General features: G+C 44.8%; 23 protein-coding genes and 1 pseudogene. All 24 read left to right on the top strand.

The window, feature by feature from the left end; all coding sequences use genetic code 11:
• Entirely contained in the window at window positions 1–1,422 is a 1,422-nt protein-coding gene (locus AXI59_RS07450) for a phage portal protein (protein WP_061527799.1), read from the top strand.
• Between the two features lie 131 nt (window positions 1,423–1,553).
• Complete coding sequence (locus AXI59_RS07445) at window positions 1,554–2,267, top strand: DUF4355 domain-containing protein (RefSeq protein WP_061527798.1); 714 nt, start codon at window positions 1,554–1,556, stop codon at window positions 2,265–2,267.
• A gap of 20 nt (window positions 2,268–2,287) precedes the next feature.
• Window positions 2,288–3,148 carry a phage capsid protein gene (locus AXI59_RS07440; protein WP_061527797.1) on the top strand — a complete coding sequence of 287 codons (861 nt, stop codon included), beginning with the start codon at window positions 2,288–2,290 and terminating at the stop codon, window positions 3,146–3,148.
• 13 nt (window positions 3,149–3,161) lie between these two features.
• On the top strand, window positions 3,162–3,365 hold the full coding sequence (locus AXI59_RS07435; protein ID WP_061527796.1) for a hypothetical protein: 204 nt from the start codon (window positions 3,162–3,164) through the stop codon (window positions 3,363–3,365).
• Between the two features lie 11 nt (window positions 3,366–3,376).
• Window positions 3,377–4,246, top strand: coding sequence for a phage minor head protein (locus tag AXI59_RS07430; protein WP_061527795.1), 870 nt, complete (start codon window positions 3,377–3,379; stop codon window positions 4,244–4,246).
• The gene (locus AXI59_RS07425; protein ID WP_240491494.1) at window positions 4,243–4,596 is read left to right on the top strand and encodes a phage head-tail connector protein; all 354 of its coding nucleotides are present in this window, start codon (window positions 4,243–4,245) and stop codon (window positions 4,594–4,596) included. The genes AXI59_RS07430 and AXI59_RS07425 overlap by 4 nt, the downstream gene beginning before the upstream one ends.
• 4 nt (window positions 4,597–4,600) lie before the next feature.
• On the top strand, window positions 4,601–5,104 hold the full coding sequence (locus AXI59_RS07420; RefSeq protein ID WP_061527794.1) for a hypothetical protein: 504 nt from the start codon (window positions 4,601–4,603) through the stop codon (window positions 5,102–5,104).
• Window positions 5,104–5,472, top strand: a complete 369-nt coding sequence (locus AXI59_RS07415; protein ID WP_061527793.1) for a hypothetical protein — start codon at window positions 5,104–5,106, stop codon at window positions 5,470–5,472. The genes AXI59_RS07420 and AXI59_RS07415 overlap by 1 nt, the downstream gene beginning before the upstream one ends.
• Window positions 5,450–5,920 (top strand): phage neck terminator protein, encoded by a 471-nt coding sequence (locus AXI59_RS07410; protein ID WP_061527792.1) that lies wholly within the window; start codon window positions 5,450–5,452, stop codon window positions 5,918–5,920. The genes AXI59_RS07415 and AXI59_RS07410 overlap by 23 nt, the downstream gene beginning before the upstream one ends.
• Window positions 5,921–5,925: 5 nt before the next feature.
• Window positions 5,926–6,960 (top strand): DUF3383 family protein, encoded by a 1,035-nt coding sequence (locus AXI59_RS07405; protein ID WP_061527791.1) that lies wholly within the window; start codon window positions 5,926–5,928, stop codon window positions 6,958–6,960.
• A 16-nt stretch (window positions 6,961–6,976) separates the two neighbouring features.
• Window positions 6,977–7,372 (top strand): phage structural protein, encoded by a 396-nt coding sequence (locus tag AXI59_RS07400; protein WP_014470553.1) that lies wholly within the window; start codon window positions 6,977–6,979, stop codon window positions 7,370–7,372.
• A 100-nt stretch (window positions 7,373–7,472) separates the two neighbouring features.
• Entirely contained in the window at window positions 7,473–7,769 is a 297-nt protein-coding gene (locus AXI59_RS07395) for a hypothetical protein (protein ID WP_061527790.1), read from the top strand.
• A 158-nt stretch (window positions 7,770–7,927) separates the two neighbouring features.
• Window positions 7,928–12,553, top strand: a complete 4,626-nt coding sequence (locus tag AXI59_RS07390) for a transglycosylase SLT domain-containing protein (RefSeq protein WP_061527789.1) — start codon at window positions 7,928–7,930, stop codon at window positions 12,551–12,553.
• Window positions 12,554–13,111, top strand: a complete 558-nt coding sequence (locus AXI59_RS07385) for a LysM peptidoglycan-binding domain-containing protein (RefSeq protein WP_061527788.1) — start codon at window positions 12,554–12,556, stop codon at window positions 13,109–13,111.
• 14 nt (window positions 13,112–13,125) lie between these two features.
• Window positions 13,126–13,485 carry a phage baseplate plug family protein gene (locus AXI59_RS07380; protein WP_061527787.1) on the top strand — a complete coding sequence of 120 codons (360 nt, stop codon included), beginning with the start codon at window positions 13,126–13,128 and terminating at the stop codon, window positions 13,483–13,485.
• Window positions 13,469–14,437 (top strand): phage protein, encoded by a 969-nt coding sequence (locus tag AXI59_RS07375; protein WP_061527786.1) that lies wholly within the window; start codon window positions 13,469–13,471, stop codon window positions 14,435–14,437. Before AXI59_RS07380 ends, AXI59_RS07375 begins: the two co-directional genes overlap by 17 nt.
• The gene (locus AXI59_RS07370; protein ID WP_061527819.1) at window positions 14,437–14,784 is read left to right on the top strand and encodes a Gp138 family membrane-puncturing spike protein; all 348 of its coding nucleotides are present in this window, start codon (window positions 14,437–14,439) and stop codon (window positions 14,782–14,784) included. The genes AXI59_RS07375 and AXI59_RS07370 overlap by 1 nt, the downstream gene beginning before the upstream one ends.
• Window positions 14,781–15,137 carry a DUF2634 domain-containing protein gene (locus tag AXI59_RS07365; RefSeq protein ID WP_061527785.1) on the top strand — a complete coding sequence of 119 codons (357 nt, stop codon included), beginning with the start codon at window positions 14,781–14,783 and terminating at the stop codon, window positions 15,135–15,137. Before AXI59_RS07370 ends, AXI59_RS07365 begins: the two co-directional genes overlap by 4 nt.
• A complete protein-coding gene (locus AXI59_RS07360; RefSeq protein ID WP_240491495.1) occupies window positions 15,121–16,305 on the top strand; it encodes a baseplate J/gp47 family protein in 1,185 nt (394 codons plus the stop codon). The genes AXI59_RS07365 and AXI59_RS07360 overlap by 17 nt, the downstream gene beginning before the upstream one ends.
• On the top strand, window positions 16,302–16,931 hold the full coding sequence (locus AXI59_RS07355; RefSeq protein ID WP_061527783.1) for a hypothetical protein: 630 nt from the start codon (window positions 16,302–16,304) through the stop codon (window positions 16,929–16,931). Before AXI59_RS07360 ends, AXI59_RS07355 begins: the two co-directional genes overlap by 4 nt.
• A 14-nt stretch (window positions 16,932–16,945) precedes the next feature.
• Window positions 16,946–18,523, top strand: a complete 1,578-nt coding sequence (locus tag AXI59_RS19250) for a hypothetical protein (RefSeq protein WP_061527782.1) — start codon at window positions 16,946–16,948, stop codon at window positions 18,521–18,523.
• 18 nt (window positions 18,524–18,541) lie between these two features.
• Complete coding sequence (locus AXI59_RS07345; protein ID WP_061527781.1) at window positions 18,542–19,006, top strand: hypothetical protein; 465 nt, start codon at window positions 18,542–18,544, stop codon at window positions 19,004–19,006.
• Window positions 18,996–19,190 carry an XkdX family protein gene (locus AXI59_RS07340; RefSeq protein WP_156476237.1) on the top strand — a complete coding sequence of 65 codons (195 nt, stop codon included), beginning with the start codon at window positions 18,996–18,998 and terminating at the stop codon, window positions 19,188–19,190. The genes AXI59_RS07345 and AXI59_RS07340 overlap by 11 nt, the downstream gene beginning before the upstream one ends.
• Window positions 19,191–19,280: 90 nt before the next feature.
• A pseudogene (locus AXI59_RS20335) lies at window positions 19,281–19,390 on the top strand (hemolysin XhlA family protein); the annotation flags it as partial.

The following is a 19,390-nucleotide window of genomic DNA, read 5'->3' as shown; positions in this document are numbered from 1 at the left end:
ATGAAGGAATATATAAATCTAATTCGTCAGAGTGGAATCACCGGCGACATTATCAAGATGATGATTGATGAACACGGCCCCGTTCGTGAAAAAGTGATGAAACTATATGCAAGATATAAGGCTGATCCGGCTGGCGTTCCCATATTAACACGGTCCATCATTGATTATGGCAGTGCGGGAACCGATAAAGTGCAGCGTATTGATGACAAGGTAAACAATAAGCTGAACAACTCATTTGATTCTGAAATCATTGATACCAAGACAGGCTATATGTTCGGCCACCCCATTTCTTATGAAACTGAAGATAAACAATTGAAAGACCAAGTGAGCACATTTAATACGAGAAATAACATTGAGGATGCCGATTCCGAACTCGGAAAAATGGCTTCCATCTGTGGTTACGGAGCCCGCCTGCTGTTTGTTAATGAAGAAGGAAACGAATGCCTGCGAAACGTTGATCCATGGGAATGCATTATTCTCGCTTTAGACGATATAACGGAGCCCACGTACGCTTTGCGCTATTATTCAGTGTTTGAGTGGGTGAGCGGCAAAAAAGTCGAGTCATATCGGGCTGATTTCTACGATGAAGCGTTCATTTATTCGTTTAAGTCGTCTGATAAAGCGAAGTACGATCTTATTGAGACGAAGCCCCATCTTTTCAATGGATGCCCGTTGTTTGGTGTTCCGAACAATAAAGAAATGAAAGGCGACACTGAAAAAGTCATTTCTTTAATTGATGCATACGACAGAACTTTGTCTGACGCATCGAACGAAATCGAACAGTTCCGGCTTGCATACTTGATTGTAAAAGGGGCTTCACTCGATGATGAGGATATGGAAAAGCTAAAAAAGAATGGCGTGTTTGAAGTCTTCGACGATAACGGCGACGTGAAATTTTTAACCAAGGAAATAAACGACGCCATGATCGAAAATCATTTGAACCGGCTGGAAGAAAATATTTTGCGTTTTGCGAAGACAGTCAATTTTTCTGACGGCTCTTTCGGGGGCACTATTACAGGCGTTGCCATGCGGTATAAGCTTATGGCATTGGAGCACAAGGCAATTACCATGGAACGCAAAATGACAGCTGCATTTCGTTATCAGTATAAGATACTTTGCTCTGCATGGTCCAAAAGGATACTGGCCGATAAAGACGCGTATCTGAAACTGTGGTTTCAATTCAAACGAAATCTTCCTGCAAACATTCTCGAAGAGGCTCAAGCATCCGCGGAACTCAAAGGGCTGGTAAGCGAAGAAACGCGGCTTGCTCTATTATCGTTCATTGATGATGTGCGTTTTGAGATTGAAAGAATGAGAGCGGAAGCAGATGCCTATACCATTGACGATAATCAAGATGACGACGAGGAACAGGAGGAAGATGACAAGGCGGATACAGACAAGACAAATTCTGATCCTGAGTAAACGTGCAACTCATTCATGAGGGGCTTTTTTTATGCCTTTTTTTCGCGTTGTAGGCGTTAAAGAGCAACCGAAATACTTTTGAACTTGTTAGGGGCTTCGGCAACTGATAAGGGCAAGGAGGACACACAGAAATGAAACGATTAAACACGGATAAGTCAGTCAGTCCGTCAATGAATTTTATGAAAAAAGAAAGGCTGCCACTGCGCATTAACCTTCAGCATTTTTCCGAACCAGGGGGCACGGCCGATCCAACACCGGGAGCCCAGCCAGCAGGTGGAACTGGTAACGATCCAGCACCACAGCCGAGTGGCGGAGAACTCACGCTGGATGCAGTCCGGGCTTTCTTAGAAACAAATGACGAGGGAAAGAAGCTGCTTCAATCAACATCTGATGCAAGGGTGACAGAGGCGATCAAGACGTATGAGAAAAATACGTTGCCGAAGAAACTTGAGGAAGAGATTTCAAAGCGGTTTCCTCCTGAAACAGAGGAACAAAAGCAATTACGTGAGTTGCAGGAAAAATTCCAGAACCTTGAGCAAGAGAAAACGCGGGAGTCGTTGAGAAATACGGCCCTTTCAATTGCAACGGAAAAAGGCTTGCCTACTAATCTTGTTGACTTTTTTATCGGTCAGGACGATGCAACCACAGAACAAAATTTGAATACCTTGGCGGAAGCCTTTAAGAATTTTGAACAAAGCATCGTAAACGATCATTTCAAAAAGAACGGCAGCACGCCGCCACCATCAGGCGGAGCGTCAGCGCCATTGACTCTTGAAGATGTTAAGAAGATGACTGCCGAAGAAATAAATGAAAATTGGGATCGCATCGAAAAAATCGGAAGATAGAAATAGGAGGATAAAACAATATGGCATTAAATGAATTTGTCCCGCAAATGTGGAGCGCAAGACTTCTTTATAATCTGCAAAGAACATTGGTTTATGGTCAAACGGGAGTCATTAACCGGGATTACGAAGGGGAGATCACTGGAGCTGGTGACTCTGTGACAATCAACAATATGGGACGCGTAAAAGTGGGTGACTACACCAAAAATGATGATATGGATAGCGCGCAAACACTGGATTCTGCAAGCCGCAAGCTTCTTATTGACCAGTCAAAATATTTCAACTTTCAGATTGATGATATTGATAAAATCCAACAAAATCCAAAGTTAATGGATGCGGCTATGCAAGAGGCAGCATACGCCCTGAAAAATACTGCTGATTCATTTATTGCTTCTCACTATGTGGATGCAGCCCACACGATCGGTAGCGATACGAAAGCTGTTTCACCAACAAAAAGCGACGCGTACGAATATCTTGTGGACCTTTCAGTAAAATTGGACGAAGCAGACGTGCCGGAGCAGGGGCGCTGGGTAGTTGTAACGCCTTGGTATGAAGGATTAATGCTAAAAGATGACCGTTTTGTAAAGGCCGGGAACATGTCTTCAGAACAACGTCTATTAAATGGTGTTATCGGACAAGCTGCTGGATTCACAGTCTTAAAATCGAACAACGCGCCACTTTCTAAACCCGAAGGCGGCACAGAAAATCACAAAATTATTGCTGGTCACAGCATGGCGTGGTCTTTTGCAGATCAAGCGACGCAGGTTGAGAAATACCGTCCTGAAAAACGTTTTGCTGATGCAGTCAAAGGGCTCCACTTGTACGGTGCGAAAGTAACAAGACCGGAAGCGCTGGCGGTATTAAGCGCAGCCCGTCCACAATAGGAGGGCTTTCTTTATGTGGATTCAAAATACTGATACCGGTTCAACTTGGTTTGTTGAGGATAAACACGGTAATAAGCTTTTGAAAGAGGACAGATACAAAAAAGTACAGTCGCCCATTAAAAAAGCTGAAAAAAACAGCAAGAAGGCAGCGGACAAAACAACAGATGAAGAGAATCAAGAATCTGCTGGCGCTGCTGAAAAAGCATCTGACGAATAGGAGGGCTGGCGGTGGATAAAGAACAAACTGAAAAAGAGCTTTTGAAGCCGTTAACCCGTAAGATGCAGGAGTTTTTACGGAAGTTGAAGCGGCTTTTTCGTGGTACTTCTGAAAAAATACTTTCCAAGTTGACTGCTCTGTTTGTCAAGCTTGATAAAGGGCGGGAAATCAGCCGTGCTGATGCGAATCGGAACAATGATCTTTCTCAGATAAAGCGGGACATAGCTTCACTTGTAGCTGCCCTTTCAGCAAAGGTTAAAACGGCTGTTCTTGATTTTCTGAATGAAACCTATGAATCATCGTATAACTGGCTCATGCTTGGTATCTTATCAGCGGTCGGCTTTAATCTGTCTCGTGGACCGAAAGGAAAATTGCCTGCCAAGTGGGCGGCGCCCGCGTCAATCCCGCAGGCTATTACAAGCAAAAATATGATCAAAGCCATCGAAACGGACCGTAAAAAGACAATTCAGAAAATCAATCATACGATTGAACGCGGTTTTATTGAGCGGAAACGTTTTGCGCAGGTAGCGAAGGAGCTGCAAGCTGATGTGGGCGTCAGTTATAACCGTGCGCAACGCATTGCCAGAACAGAAATGCATCGAGTGCGGGAAAAAGCAATGCTGGACGCTGCCATGAAAGCCGATTACCAAGGTATTGCAATGAAAAAGATATGGCACAACATGGGTGACGAGCGGGTTCGTGAAGGGAAAAACGCAGATCATGTTCATTTAGAAGGCCAGGCCAGGTATGTAAATGAGCTGTTTGACCTCGGTCAAGATAAAAACGGCAAGTCTGTGAGGGCGCCGGCACCGGGACAAAGCGGAGATCCCTCAAATGATATAAATTGCAGGTGCTTCGCGACATATGAACCCGTGCTTTGAAAGGACTGAGAGAAATGGACCTATCAGAATTAAAAATACGGCTGGGAATCCCCGAGGATGACACCTCGCAGGATGCAAAGCTACAAATAGACCTTAAAGACGCAATTTCTTTCGTTAAGGAAGAGTGCAATAACTCTTTTGTGGGGCCAGATGGAGTTGAATCATTACCGGGCCCCGTAAAGAAAGGAATTGCTCTCATGATTGAAATTGATCGGGACAGCCCGAAAGGTGTTCAGGCTGAATCAATTGGCGGAATGAGTAAGACATACACGGCGGATGACGTAAGGTATAAGCCTGCGTTTGATTTTTTCCGGCCATACAAAAAAATCCGTTTTAAACCATTGAGGTGATCAAATGGGACGCCGAAATATACGGGTGCGGGATAATAACCGTATTCCGGAGGTCATAAGAAACCTCAGTTCCGTTGGAAAGATGAAAGTCGGAATTCTGGACGGCGACCGTCAAATGATCGCGGCTGTTCACGAGTTCGGCTGTCGTATTGCTGTTACTGATCGCATGCGGAACTATCTTGCTGCCAAAGGGCTGTACCTCAAGAAGGATACACAATTTATTAATATCCCTGAACGGTCATTTTTACGGGCTGGATGGGATGAAAACGAAGATGAGATTGTACAAGAAGTAGAATCGTTGGTCAGTAGAGCCCTAGAGAACGGCGATTCTATTAATGACATTATGAACGCGGTCGGCCTGCTGGCAAAGGGGCGGCTTCAGACGTATGCAAGAGACTTGCGGAGCCCGGCCAATCATCCATTTACAACAGAGGAAAAAGGCTCTTCAAATCCGTTAGTAGATACTGGGGAAATGATCGGTTCTATGGATTACGAGGTTGAAAGCTAATGAAAAATCATTTTCAGTTCGGGGAACTGATTGAGAAATACAGCGTTGATTTTACATTGTTGCTCCCGGCGTCTGAGGGGTTTTATGACGATCTCGGAAAATGGGTAGAAGGCCAGCCCGAAAAGTCGGAAGAAAGAGGCGCCGTAGTCCCTTTGCAGGCGCAATTAATTTATCAATCTGGCGGACGGCTTACGGTCATGGACAGGCAACTATACTTCAAAAAAGAAATACCTATGAAAGCTCAAGTGCTTTTTGATGGTGTAACTTTTGATGTTGAAGCAATGACGCCGTACGGGACATATGCCGATTTCAACAGCTATATCTTAAAGGCGGTGAGCAATTCAGATGGACTACAGCAGCATAATTAGAACGGTTCTCGGAATGATTAAAGAGAAAACCGGCCATGTCGTTATCGAAGCAAACGGGACAGGTAAACAGCCTGTATATCCTTTTTGCACGTATACCGTCACTTCTCCATATTTGCCGCAACACAGGGGCATTGAGGAACAAGGAGTGTTAACGGAAGACATTGAGCTGGTTTTTTCTTTTACGTGGATTTCCAACAATCACATTGAAGTCATTTCCCTTGCTCAAGAAACTGCCTCTTATTTCAAAACAGCCGACGCCCGGCAAAAGCTTCATGACAATGGTCTAGCGTGGGTGAGAAACGACGGCTTCGGTAATCGGGATACTTTTATCACGATAGACACAGAACGCCGCCACGGCTTCGATATGCGTCTTAGAACGCGCGCCACTTATGGCGAGTCAAATGCGGAGTATTTTGATTCCGCACAAATAGAAAACACAGGAGGTTAATACACATGCCACTTAGTGATGTAACGGTCAAAATTGACCTGGTGAAACCGTCGAACCTCAAAGGATTAGGGACACCCCTTATTCTCTCGAAGGTTGCCGGGCACAACACATATAAGGAATACGGCTCATTAGAAGCTGTCAAAGCGGATTACGCAGAAGGAACACCCGCATATAAAAAGGCTGCTGCCATTTATGCGCAGGGCGACAACGCTCCGTCAAAGGTTGCCATTGGTACTTACGGAGGCGATCCGGAAACCGGGGGAAGTGACGGAGCGGGAGCTGCTTCCACATTTACAATTCGGAATGCTTTTGACGAGTATTTTGATAATGATTGGCACTTCCTCATTCTCGCTGATGCAACAGCAGACGAGAAGTTGGAAGCTGCAAAGGCAATGGAAGAAAAGTCATATAAGTTTCTTGTCCTGCAAGTAACAGACCGGGAAGAAGTATCTTCCTATACCGGAAAGGACCGGACAATCGTTTTTTATCATCCGATAACAAGCGAGCATCCAGACGCCGGGCTGGTTGGTGCCGTCGGCTCCCTGACAGTGGGTTCAGTTACTTGGAAGTTCAAAAACATTGTGGGCGTTACCCCGCAAGACTTGAAAGCGGACGAGCTTCAAAAGCTCCACAAAGAGGGAGCTATCGCCTACGTGAGCAAAGCGGGCCACAGTGAGACGTCAGAGGGCATTACTGCTTCAGGTGAATACATTGACGTCCTACACGGCAAAGACTGGGTGAAATTGAATATTGAAACATCCATTCAATCGGCATTCTCAAATAACGGTAAAATCCCGTTTTCGAATGCCGGTTTTTCATTGTTAAGTGTACAGGTTACGAATGTACTTCAAAAAGCCTTTTCAAATGGGATTGTCGCTTCTGATGAAGACGGCATGCCCGTTTATACCATCAGCACAAAAAAACGCTCTGAAGTATCAGACGAGAACAGAAAAAATCGCGTGTATGACGGCCTTTCTTTCACGTTCGAATTAGCTGGTGCGGTTCATTCCGCCTCAATTACAGGCGAAATTTCAATCTAAAGGGGGAGAATAGTCAATGGCTGCTTATGTTTATGATGCGAACGAGGTCAACACGAATATCGACGGGAAAATCGTTACTGGTTATTCAGAGGGTACCATGGTTTCATGTGCAAAAGACGAAGAAAAGTTTTCAACAAAAGTCAGCGCTAAAGGTGATGTGAGCGTTGCAACCAAAAATAATCCGTTAGGCACAATTACGCTTACTCTGTCCATGGGTTCGCCGTTTGTGCCTTATTTAAATGGATTGGCAAACACGGCCAAAACATTTCCTATCTGGGTTACTGGTGGACAGGAGAAAATCGGCGGCACTGAAGCCATGGTAAAAAAGCCTGCTGATGCAGAATTCAGTGACGAAATCGGAGATCGTGAATTTGAAATTCAAGTCTTCGATTATACAGTTTTAGAGCAGTAAGGTATTAATCATGTCGAAAAGAAAAAAATCAAATGCAAAAAAGCAGTCCACTCGGGCTGCTTTTCAATATATGCAAACCAAACAATCGGAGGGAAAACCTATGTCAAAATTCGGTAAACAAAAGAAAGTAACTATCCAAGGAACTGAGTACACTCTTCAACACCCAGGAACACGTCGTTCAATTGAATTTAACGATGAGGCTATTAATATCAATACAGGGATGTTTTCGTCTGCGAAACTGTATGAACTGTACATGAAAGAAGTAGTTGTTGAACCGAAAGTAAGCTATGACTATTTTGATAAGAAACCTGGTTTCCTTGAGCTGATGAAAGAGGTTCAGACCTTTCTTAACGCCGAAACCGAAGCCGAAACAGTTCTACAAAAAGAAGGCGAGTGACAACTGGCCTATGTATCGGCTCGTGATGTCTGAGAAGTTTTCTTTCACAGAGGTTGCAGCTATGGACCTCGATACGTTACTCGAAGCCAATGCAGCTTTGGACATTCACCTGGCCGAAGAAAACAAACGAAACAAAAAGAAATAAGGGGGGTTAAACGTTGACAGACGCTTTGCGGAGTACGCATATTGATGTGGAATTAAACGTTGACACCTCCCCTCTTGAACGAGCAAATCGCCAGATTGATAGACTTGTTGATCATACAGATAATGCGGCCGGCCATTTTTCTCAAATGCGCACGCAAATGTCCAATATGCACAGGGAGCAGCGAAGATTCAGAAATATGAGTATGATTCTGGACAGTTCTTCGCTGCAAACTGCTGCGCGGACAATTGAAAATCTTGGCCCCGCATTTGACCTTATGACTTCTCATGTGGAAAGTCTGAACCGGACCATTCAACAAACGAACAGGTTAGTGCAAAATATACCGTCACGCGTGAGCATCGACGTTGATCACTCATCATTGAACAATGCAAATGATCAAGTTGATAGGCTGCGAAACAATTTGCATAACGTGGACATGCGCCGGGTTAACGGAGGATCATCACAAAGCACGGCGGCCATGCCTGCACCTGATTACAGGGGTATGCGTTATTATGGGCGGGAAATGGACTTTTTGCGCGGCTCAACACGCGGACTTGAAGCAGATACTATTCAAATGGTCAATGAAATGCGCCGGGCTTGGTACGAGGAAAGATACGGAATGAACGGTTTCCGTAATGAGCTTATACGGGCAAGGTATGGCTTCTTTCAGTTAGGCCAAGAAATGGACAACTGGACCGGGACAAATGAACAGTTCATGGATGAAGTGTACAGGCTAGGCCGGGAACATAAAGCAGTTACTGACAACATGATCAAAAACAATAAAATGATGCGCATGAGCATGTTGCAGTCCATCGGTACGATTATGGCAATGTCAACACAATCGGAAAAGATCGCTGCCAATTATGACAGGATGGCAAACCCGTTATACCAAGTCAACAAGGCGGGGCTTGCCGTATCAAATACCCTTGAAAATATGGCGAAGCAGGGAACTGCGGCACATTTGGCCTTGAAGATGCTCGGGCCTACCGCAAATATGAAACAGCTTCAAGATATGACAGGCATGATTACACAGGGGTATATGCGTTTTCAGATGGTAGCGCTTGGCGCGGCCTTCACAAACTTTTTCCTATTCCAAGGGCTACATAAGGCGGCCACACAGACCGTTCCCGGTTATTCGAAGGCTTGGGAACAGATGTGTAGCACTCTTCTAAAAGCCATTCAGCCGGCCCTTGAAGTATTCGGAACCGTTGCCATGTCAATTTATAAAGTCGTTACCGCAATTGGAAAGATGATCATTCAGTTCAACAAAGCTCACCCAGTGCTGGCGAAAATGATCCAAGGATTTTTATTGCTCATCCCTGTTTTAACCCTGCTTTTATCGCCCTTGGCAATAGGAGTGGGGTTACTTAATGGGTTCCTTGGGGCTCTCAGCAGCCTTTGGATGTTTATTGGTCCGGTGGTAACGGGGCTTGCTGCCATGTCCGGGACAGTCTATGTAGTCGCCGGCTCAATTGTCTTGCTTGTAACAGGCATTTATATGCTTTACAAGAATTTTGACAAGCTTCAAGAGCGATTCAAACCGGCTACGGATGCCATGAAGCGTTTTGCGGATACCGGAAAAACTGCGGTAGTCAGTGCCTTCCATACCATGATTAAAGAGGTACAGGGGCTTAAACCTGCATTTATGAAAGGCTTTGAGGATTCACAAAAGGTTGCTGTATCCGCAATTCATAAGATGCAAGCCGAATCCTTAAAATTATGGGATCGGTTGGGCGAGTCGCATCCTCATTTAGTCGCTGGGATTGAGGCAGCTTACAAAACGGCAGTTGATACTGTTTCCTCATTTGTTCAGAATGCAGGAAAACGAGTAACCGACTTTTTCGGAAAGGGATTAACCGAAGGGTTGAACAGCTTTATTAAAGGCTTCATGAATCAACTCAAGATTGGTTTATCAAGCTTTCAAGGGATTGTGTCAATAATTGCGCCTATAATTGCGTCGATTGGTCTTTCTTTCTTGGGAGTCACCGGACCGATAGGAATAGCAATTGGGGCGATCCTTAGTTTTGCCGGATATTTGTATCGTTTGAAAGATGCAAACCAAGTTGTCAGCAATGCAATTCATTCGGCCTGGGCGACTGTTCAATCTGTTCTTACAACGGTATTTACGGCCATTCAACCGATTATCACGACAGTACAGCAGGTTTTCGGTCAACTGGTAGCACAACTGACACCGCAATTTCAGCAATTAGCTGGTCAAATGCAACAGACGTTCATTCAACTTGCGGGAAATCTTGTTCTTTTAGCGGCAGCGGTTTCACAAACACTTTCAACGATTGGCCCACAATTAATTCCGTTGATCCAGCAGTTATTAACCGCGTGGATGCAGGTTTCAGGTCAATTGATGACAAGTGTATTGCAGATTGTCAGCGCGATTCTGCCTTTACTTGTTCAGGGATTCCAAACTGTTTTTCCAGTCATTCTAAGCGTGATAAATGCGGTCTTACCGATCATCATTCAATTAATCGGCAGCTTTTCAGGGGTTATCGTTACGATAATCCAGACCGTTCTACCGATTCTGGTTCAGACAATTCAAATGGCCTTTCCGTTGATTATGAATATCATCCAGCAGGCTCTGCCGATTGTGGTTCAATTGATCCAGTTACTCGGCTCAACAATCGGACAAATTGCCATCCAAATCCTGCCGTTAATTTTAACGGCGGTGCAACAAGTGTTTCCGATCATAGGGCAGGTCATTCTGGCGGTCCTCCCGGTAGTCGCCCAGCTTCTTACGTTAGCAGCAAATATTATTTTGCAGCTTGCGCAGGCAGCATTACCAATTTTAATTCAGGTAGTCCAGCAGGTCTTTCCGCAGATCGTACAGATTATTCAGGCGGTTCTTCCGTTGGTCGTTGCGAATCTGCAAGCCTTGGCAAATATCATTACCACGGTTGTAATTCCAGCGATCCAGTTTATTCTGAACATCATAAATGCGGTTTTTCCTGTCGTGCTGATCATTGTACAGACTGCCCTAACAAACATTATCGCCATTATTCAAGGGGCGATAGGTATAATTATGGGCATTGTTACGGTTTTCAAAGGGCTTTTCACCGGTAATTTCCGCATGATGTGGGACGGCGTGAAGCAGATTTTTTCTAGCGCGGTCGGTATGGTGACTAAATTAGTATCAAATTCGGCTGATGGAATTATCAAAGGATGGACTTATATCAAAAATAAAGTGGGCGATTTAGCTCACGGCCTATGGAAGAAAGTTACAGACAAATTTTCAGATATAGTCGAGAGTGCGAAGGCGTTACCGGGGAAAATGGGTGACGGAATCAAGAGTATGGCAAAGCACGCTTTGAGCGGAATAACCTCGCTCGGTAACTCAATGACCGATAAAATGGCGGATGCTGTAAACGGCGTTGTCGGCGGGATTAATACCGTTTTAAAGGCCATTCACGTTCCAGAAATCCCACTCTGGAAACCAGAGCATTTTAAGGTGCCTAAATATGCGCATGGTACTGGCGCTCACCCTGGTGGCCCTGCCATTCTCGGAGACGGAAAAGGGTCAAATGCGGGTCCTGAACTTTATAGGACGCCAAGCGGGCATATGGGATTGAGCCCGGCAACTGATACTGTTATGAATCTTCCAAAAGGGACGGAGGTACTCTCTGGAAAACAAACAAAACAAATGATGTCTATGTTGCCAGCCTATGCAAAAGGTACAGGCGGCGGCAATTTCTTAACGAAGGCATGGAATGGGGCGAAGGCCGCGGCCAGTAAGGTGAAAGATGTGGCTTTAGATGTCTTTGATTATATAGGGCATCCTTCAAAACTATTAAATAAAGTTTTGGAGAAGATGGGAGTATCGGCGCCGTCAATGCCGGGAGTTTTTGGTGATTTTGCAAAAGGCGCATTCTCTTTTATCAAAGATAAGGCTGTAGGCTTTATTAAAGGGAAAATGTCCAGCTACGCCGGTAGTTTTTCTGGTGGCGGGAGCAAAGCGGTAAAAAAATGGGTTGCTCAAGCTCTGAATATTAAAGGATTGGGCCCTGAATATGCGGGAGCACTAGAAACAATCGCCATGAAAGAATCCGGCGGTAACCCCAATGTTGTTAACAATTGGGATTCCAATGCAAAAGCCGGCCACCCGTCACAGGGATTAATGCAGTTCATCCCAAGCACCTTTAACGCCCACAAAGAGCCAGGGCACGGAAATATTAAAAATCCTGTTGACCAAATCCTAGCGGCAATTAACTATCTGAACAGCAGATACGGCGGCATCATGAAGCATCCCGGCCTGGTGTCAATGGCGCACGGCGGGCCGTACAGAGGATATGCGACAGGCGGCGTAATCAATAGCCCGCAGGTTGCGGCACTCGGGGAAAACGGCTGGCGTGAATACGTCATCACGACTGAGCCGCGTTACCGGAATCAATCACTAGGAATGTATGCAGCGCTTGGCAAAGAGCTTGGGGCTGAAACTGGATATACGCCAGAAAAAGCAGCAAGCAGCGGCGGTGGAACGTCTGTAAATATTACATTCAACCCGTCTATCAATGTAAAAGTTGAGGGCGGGAGTGCAGAAGTTGAAACTGATATTTCAAAGGCTATCACCCAATCACTGGAAGACTCTTACGACAGCCTGGCGGCTCTTTTTCAAGCGGAGGGGGTTTATTAATTGGCGAAGCTTGGGAAGGTCAATCTTGTTAACGAAAAAGAATCAGACGGGGCGGATGTGGAAGTCACATCTTATCCCGTTGAAAAAGGCGTGCCGATTACCGACCATGTGCAGAGAAAACCGGAAACCACAAGTGTTTCCGGTTATTTACTTGGGAAGACGGCAAACAGCGACTATGAATATTTAAAAAAGCAGGCATATGCCGGCAATCTCTTAACCTATACCGGGCGAAAGGTCGCAAAAGACGTGATCATTACGAAAATCGACCGCGATACAGGGGAATTTACAAACGGGTTTGCGATAACAATCTCTTTACAAGAAATCCGTATTGCAAAAAGCCCGTGGGTTAAGAAGAAAGTGAAAACAGCCGGAAAAAAGAAAAAGGCCAACAAGAAAAAAACCACAAAAAAATCCAGCAAGGTTTATCACAAGGTGAAAAAGGGTGATACGTATTGGGGCTGCGCCCGTAAATACGGAACTACTGTCAGCGCATTGAGACGTCTCAATCCATGGCCTGACAGAAGAATACCTATCGGGGTAAAGATGCGGATTAAATAGGGAGGGTACGGGAAATGGCTACGAGGGATTACATTCCTTTTGATAAAGAGGATATTCCGCAGCAGTTCGAATTTGATTTAGCGGATGACACGTTTATTCTGCGTATAAATTACAATCAATCCGATGATAGTTTTTCGCTGGATTTATACGAGCAGGATATGACGCCTATCGTGCTGGGCGAGAAGCTTATACTTAACGTTCCTCTGTGGACTGATATTGTAAATGAAAATCTGCCGGCCCCCGCCCTTATCCCTTTAGATGAATCAAATTCAGAAACACGGGTTACATATAAGAACTTCATGGAAACCGTGTTTCTTTATATTGATGATGTAGCTGACGGATCGGAGGGAGATGACATTGGCGACGACGAATAAAAAGCTGTTTGGCCGGGTCGTCAAGGTAACCATTGATAACGGCAGTTCGCAGATCACATTTGATTACAAGGACTTAGAAATTCATTTTGAAGTGCCCTTCGACGATGATTTCAAACCCAATGAAACTAAAGTTGAGATTTACAATCTCAGCAAAGATTCAATTAACAAAATCAAAAAAGGCAGCACAATAACGGTTCAGGCTGGGTATCGAGACGATTACGGCGTTTTGACGATTGGCAAAGTGACAAAGGTTCTGAATAACTGGAACGGTTTGGATAAGGTAACGTCGATTTATTCAAAAGACGGCGACGATTATACCCATATGAAAGTGACAACTGCCAATGCTGATCCGGCTGAGAAATATTACGTCAAAAAAAGATATAAGCTTGCAAAGCCGGTTGTTACTGTCAGGAAAGATAAGAACGGGCGAACGTACAAGACTGTCAGGAATTACGGGACGCGGGAAGAGGTTAGGTATCGAAAACGATACATGAAGATTACTTTTAAAGCCGGAACCACTTCGAGGCAAATTGTAGATAAACTGCTGCGCGTTCTCGGGATTAAAGTGAAAAACATTATCCTGCCGAAAAATAAGGTGTACAAAAAAGGTTACCGGGTGACTGGCTTAATAGAAAATAATTTAGAGGAAGTCATACATGATGCCGGAGCCGTTATGTACTATCGACGGGGGAAACCGGTAATTCGTCCACTTAATCAGGGCGATGATGAACGTTTCAAATTAGAAGAGGCCACCGGGCTTATTGAGACACCTGAGCAAGTCGAAGAAGATGATTTCAAAGGTTACAAGGTGAAGTGTCTTCTTCAGCACCGTATCGCTGTTGCTTCAATTATTGAAATCAACAGCAAAACAGCAAAAGGAAAATATCGAGTGAAAGAAGGCACCCATTCGTTTGATGGAAGAGACTTTTTCACAGAATGCAAGGTGATGTAATGAGTAAAGCGACGAGGTTTTTCGATGCTTTTGAGAAAAGAATCAAACTATCCATCCATACACTGGCCCCGGCTCGCGTTGTGAAATACAATGCGGAGAAGCATACTGCTGACCTGCAATTGTTGTTTCTTACGAATGATGGTGAATACCTTCATGAATACCCTTTGATCGAACACGCACCAGTTTTAAAGCATGTTGAGCCTGATATAAAGGTCGGTTCCTCGGTCTTTGTTTCATTCGCTGAAAGATCCCTTGATAACTTGGATGGAAACAAAACGTTTGATCCTGATTCCCGCCGAACGCACAGTATCAATGATCCGGTTGTCATAGGAGTGTGGGAAGGATGAAAACGCTCAAGCTTGTTGACGGTGATCTGTGTTTTGAAAACGGCACTCTTCAGATGGTCGAAGGGAACGAGGAAATTGCTCAATCAGTCGAATTAACCTTAAAAACAAGGTTAGGGGAATTTACTCTGGATGAACATTTCGGATTGGATCGAAGTAACATTGTCGGGAAAGGTTTTGACCAAGAAGAGGCGCAATACGACATTATTAATGCTGTGACACAAGACGAGCGCATTGCGAGCGTTGAATCAATTGAGTTTTCTCATGATAAAGAGACACGAAACCTATCTGTCCACTTAAAAATGAAGAAAGAGGATGACCAAACAATCGAATTGGGGGGTGTTAATCTTGCTTGATGAAACAGGATTCCAGCGGCAGACCTATGCGGAGCTTCTTGATAGTATGGAGGACAAAGCGAAGGAGCTGTTTGGCGAAGATATAAACACATCAAGCAAAACGCCATTAGGCATTATCCTACGTATTTTCGCTTGGTTTTTAGCAGGAATTTGGGACATTGCTGAGAGGGTATATAATAGCGGCTTTGTTAGTAAGTCAGAGGGTGTTCAGTTGGACAGGTTGGGAAGCAATTTCGGAATAAGCCGGGAGCCGGCAGCCGAGGCGGTCACAACTCTGTTTTTTACCGGGGAACCCGGTTTTGTCATAGAAGAGCAAACCCAATATACAACGGAATCCGGTATTTATTTTGAACTAATTGAAGACGTTGTAATCGGGGATGATGGAACGGGCTCAGGGGCGGCCGTGTCACTGTCTAAAGGGATTATTAACAATGTCGCGGCAAACACCATCACCGTACAGGCTGAGACGTTAGAAGGCGTTTATTCCGTGAATAATCCGGAAGCTGCTGCCGGAGGCACTGATGAGGAATCTGATCCGGAATTTCGGGCGCGAATTAAAAAGTCAGTTGAGGGCAGTTCTGCTTCTACGAATGGCGGCATTGTTGCGGCGCTACTTGCTGTTTCAGGTGTGCGTTCAGCGAATATAGTCGCAAACAATACCATGCAAACGGATGCGGATGGAAACCCACCGAAAAGCATTCACGCTTATGTTCTCGGGGGAACAAAAGGAGACGTGGCTCAAGCTCTGTTTGATAGCGTGGCAGCCGGTATTGAAACTGTTGGGGAACAATCGGTTATCATCACAGATGCAAGCGGTCTGGATCATGATGTTAAATTCGATTTTGCGAAAGAAGTGAAAATCTATGTGCAGTTGGATTTAAAAACAAATGCTTCATTCCCTGCCGATGGCGTGAGCCAAATCAAAAACAATCTTGTTTATAAAATTGGCGGGATTGACGAGAATGGTTCATCTTTTACCGGCTCGCAGATGGGGGACGATGTTATTTTGTCTCAGCTTTTCAACGCTGTATATCAGGTGAACGGGGTTTCAGACGTGACTATACAAATCGGGAAGGATGCGGCGGCTCTCGGTCAGTCAAATATCACAATTGAACCGAAAGAAGTTGCACAAGTACATTTCTCCGAAATAGTGGTGAACTTGACATGATCAAAGATTTAATAGGAAAGCTTACTGATGCGTTCTTGAAAGACGAAAAGAGCAATATCGGGAAGCTTTTTTTAATTGTAGATGAACAATTGACAGCGTTAAAAAATTCACTGACAACCGCGGAACAATGGCGGGATATTGACGCAGCGCGCGGCAAATCGCTGGACCTTCTCGGTGATAACGTGGCCCAAGACCGTGGCCGGGCCACTGATGAAATATACCGTGTGCTCATTCGTGGAAAGGTCGCCCGGAATGCCTCAGACGGGACAACAAACCGGATTATTGAAGCGTTGGCGAAAACATTGAACTGCAAGCCGAGTGAGATAAACATTGTAAGCAGCAAGGAGAACAATCAAGATGAACCAGCTGCAATCATTGTGAAAAAAGCACCGATAGAAGCGTTAAGTAAAGTCGGAATGAGTGAAACACAATTTTCAAACATTGTTCAGAAAACAGTGGCTGCGGGTGTTCGAGTAGCCTATGTGGATTTAAACGGGACTTTCCGTTTTTCCTCTTTAGCGGACACGATAGAAACAAGCGAATACGGGTTTTCTTCTGATGGAAAAGACGGCGGGACCCTGGGAGGCATCTTCCGGCCTGAAGATGATTACCCGTTACCAATTTAAGGAGTGTGAAGCATATGCCTTTTACAAAAGAATTGCCAGAATGGGGGAATCCCGGACAGCGGCCGCCGCAAACGTCCATTGATCAAGGGTATAAGCCGATGGACCACCCGCCGGCGGATTGGTTTAACTGGTATCAATATACGGCCTATCAGGCTCTGAAAGAGTTGCAAACGATCGGAGCAACGAAAGAAGATGTTTCTTCAGCTGTATCTGATGCCAAAGCTTATACTGACAAGCATGAAAAACGGACTGACAACCCGCACAAGACAACAAAAGCACAAGTGGGGCTCGGTAACGTTGACAATGTACAGCAGGCTTCCAAAGCAGATTTTGACGCCCATACAAAGGATAATGACCGCCATATTACAGCCACAGAGCGCTCAAACTGGAATGCGAAGGAAACGACAACAGGAGCGAAAAACAAAGCTGATACGGCTGAAATGAATGCAAAGGCATATACCGATGAACTGGCTGCCCGGAGAGACAACCCTCATGAGGTAACAAAGGATCAAGTCGGGCTTAGCAACGTTGATAATGTAAAGCAGGCCGACTATTATGCATTTCGCCAACATGATAACAACGGCATTCGCCACATTTCTCAAGTGGAAAGGGACAAATGGAATGGCGGGCAATTAAAAAAACTCACCGACGATCAAGGGAAATATCTAGCAAGCATACAAGATGGCCTAGACTTTCATCAAATTGTGGATGAACTCGATCAATCCTTTTTCTTTTACACCGCTAATACGGGCGTTAATACACCATCACTTTCTACTAGAGGCTTGTATATCGGTACCAAAACTTATGGTGAGGCTTTGGCAATGGACTATTCCGGAGGAACGTGGCGGAAAACTCTTAAAGCTTCAGGATGGTCTGATTGGGTTCAAATTGAAACCTCAGAAGGCGCTCAAAAGAAAGTCGACGCCCACGCAAATAAAGCCGATTTACATGTTACCAAAAGCGAGAAGGATAAATGGAATGGTGGGCAACTCTATCCCCTGACGACACAAGACGGGCAACGAATAAAAATAATGAAGGGGCAGAACCTTTTTGATTATCCGACAGGCTTTTATTTCGGAGCCGGCGTTTTAAACCATCCTGGTGATGATGATTCTGCTTGGTATTATTATGATATATCAGATGTGCCTGCTGACTTGGCTCCCCCGCAAGGATTGAAAAAAATAGTTGCCACACGCTCTTATGATAACCGTACATGGATTTCAACAATTCACAAGGAAGGTGAATTTACAGGTTGGCGGGAGCTTGTTACTGACATTGATATTCCTTGGTTGGATGTGACGTACAAAAACGGAGCTAAAACAGGGGACCGCCCTGTACAATATCGAAAAGTAGGAAATACGCTTCACTTGAATGGTCATGTTCTTACTGACAGGGAAATAGTCTTCGGCAGCATACCTACTTCCTGCGCTCCAAGTAAAGGAGTGGTGAAATTGGTTGCAACTAGTGGAACAACTGGATACAGCAAGATAATTGTATACGCTTCTGGCGACATGAAAATCACTGGTGTCATGGCAACAACAGAATCAAAGGTCAACGGTTACTATATCGACATTAATATTCCACTGACTTAAAGAAAGGAAGGTGATTTCATGAAACTGATATTCCCTTACGGAAGCGACAATATTTATATTGGAAAGCCTGTTGAATTATCATTCGATCCGGAAACCGGAGAGTACGACATGCCTGATAACGCTACGGACATTCCTCCATTATCGGCTGATGGCGCGGGAATGTGGCGGCCTAAATTTGATAAAGAAAAGAATACTTGGATCGAAACGGCTGATCAAGAATATAAAGACAGCTTGAAAAAAGAGATAGTTACCGAACCTGATCCAGTAAAAGATCAGCTTTATAGGATTGGGCAACAACTATCAGCCGAAGAGCTTGCAAGAAAGCAAGCTGAAGAAGGCCAGCAAGCTCTAGGGGTGCAGCTTACAAATGAAATCCTAGCACGAAAGCAGGCTGAAGCAGTAAATATGTCAATGGGCGAACAGCTTGCCGCCTTAAAGCTTAAAGTATTGGAATTGGAAGGGGGAATGACCAGTGAATCTTAATTTCTGGGTATATGCCTTGTTCTACAAGTGGGCGACAACAGCAATGGTAAAGCAGGCAATGGGTTTTAACGATTGTACCGTCAAAGATATGAAAGAGGGTGTGGCGGCTGCATATGTTACACCGGATCAGTTTCAGGAAGTAACAGGGCAACCATACGAGGAACAAACAGAAGCCAATAAATAAGGCTTTTTTATTTTGCCTCGAAGGAGGTGAAACGTATGAGATAGATAAAAGGGGGGCGTACTAATGTCAAAAGTGACGGAGGTACCAGATATGAACCAGATACAACATGAATTCACTGTATTTAAGGGGGAGCAAAAGACGCTCGAACAACGCGTAAGCGCTTTGGAAAGAGTCTCCGACAGACAAGACCAGCAAATCAT

Source organism: Bacillus nakamurai (genome assembly GCF_001584325.1).
Taxonomy (GTDB): Bacteria; Bacillota; Bacilli; order Bacillales; family Bacillaceae; genus Bacillus; species Bacillus nakamurai.
This window is presented reverse-complemented; position numbering and strand designations above follow the sequence as displayed.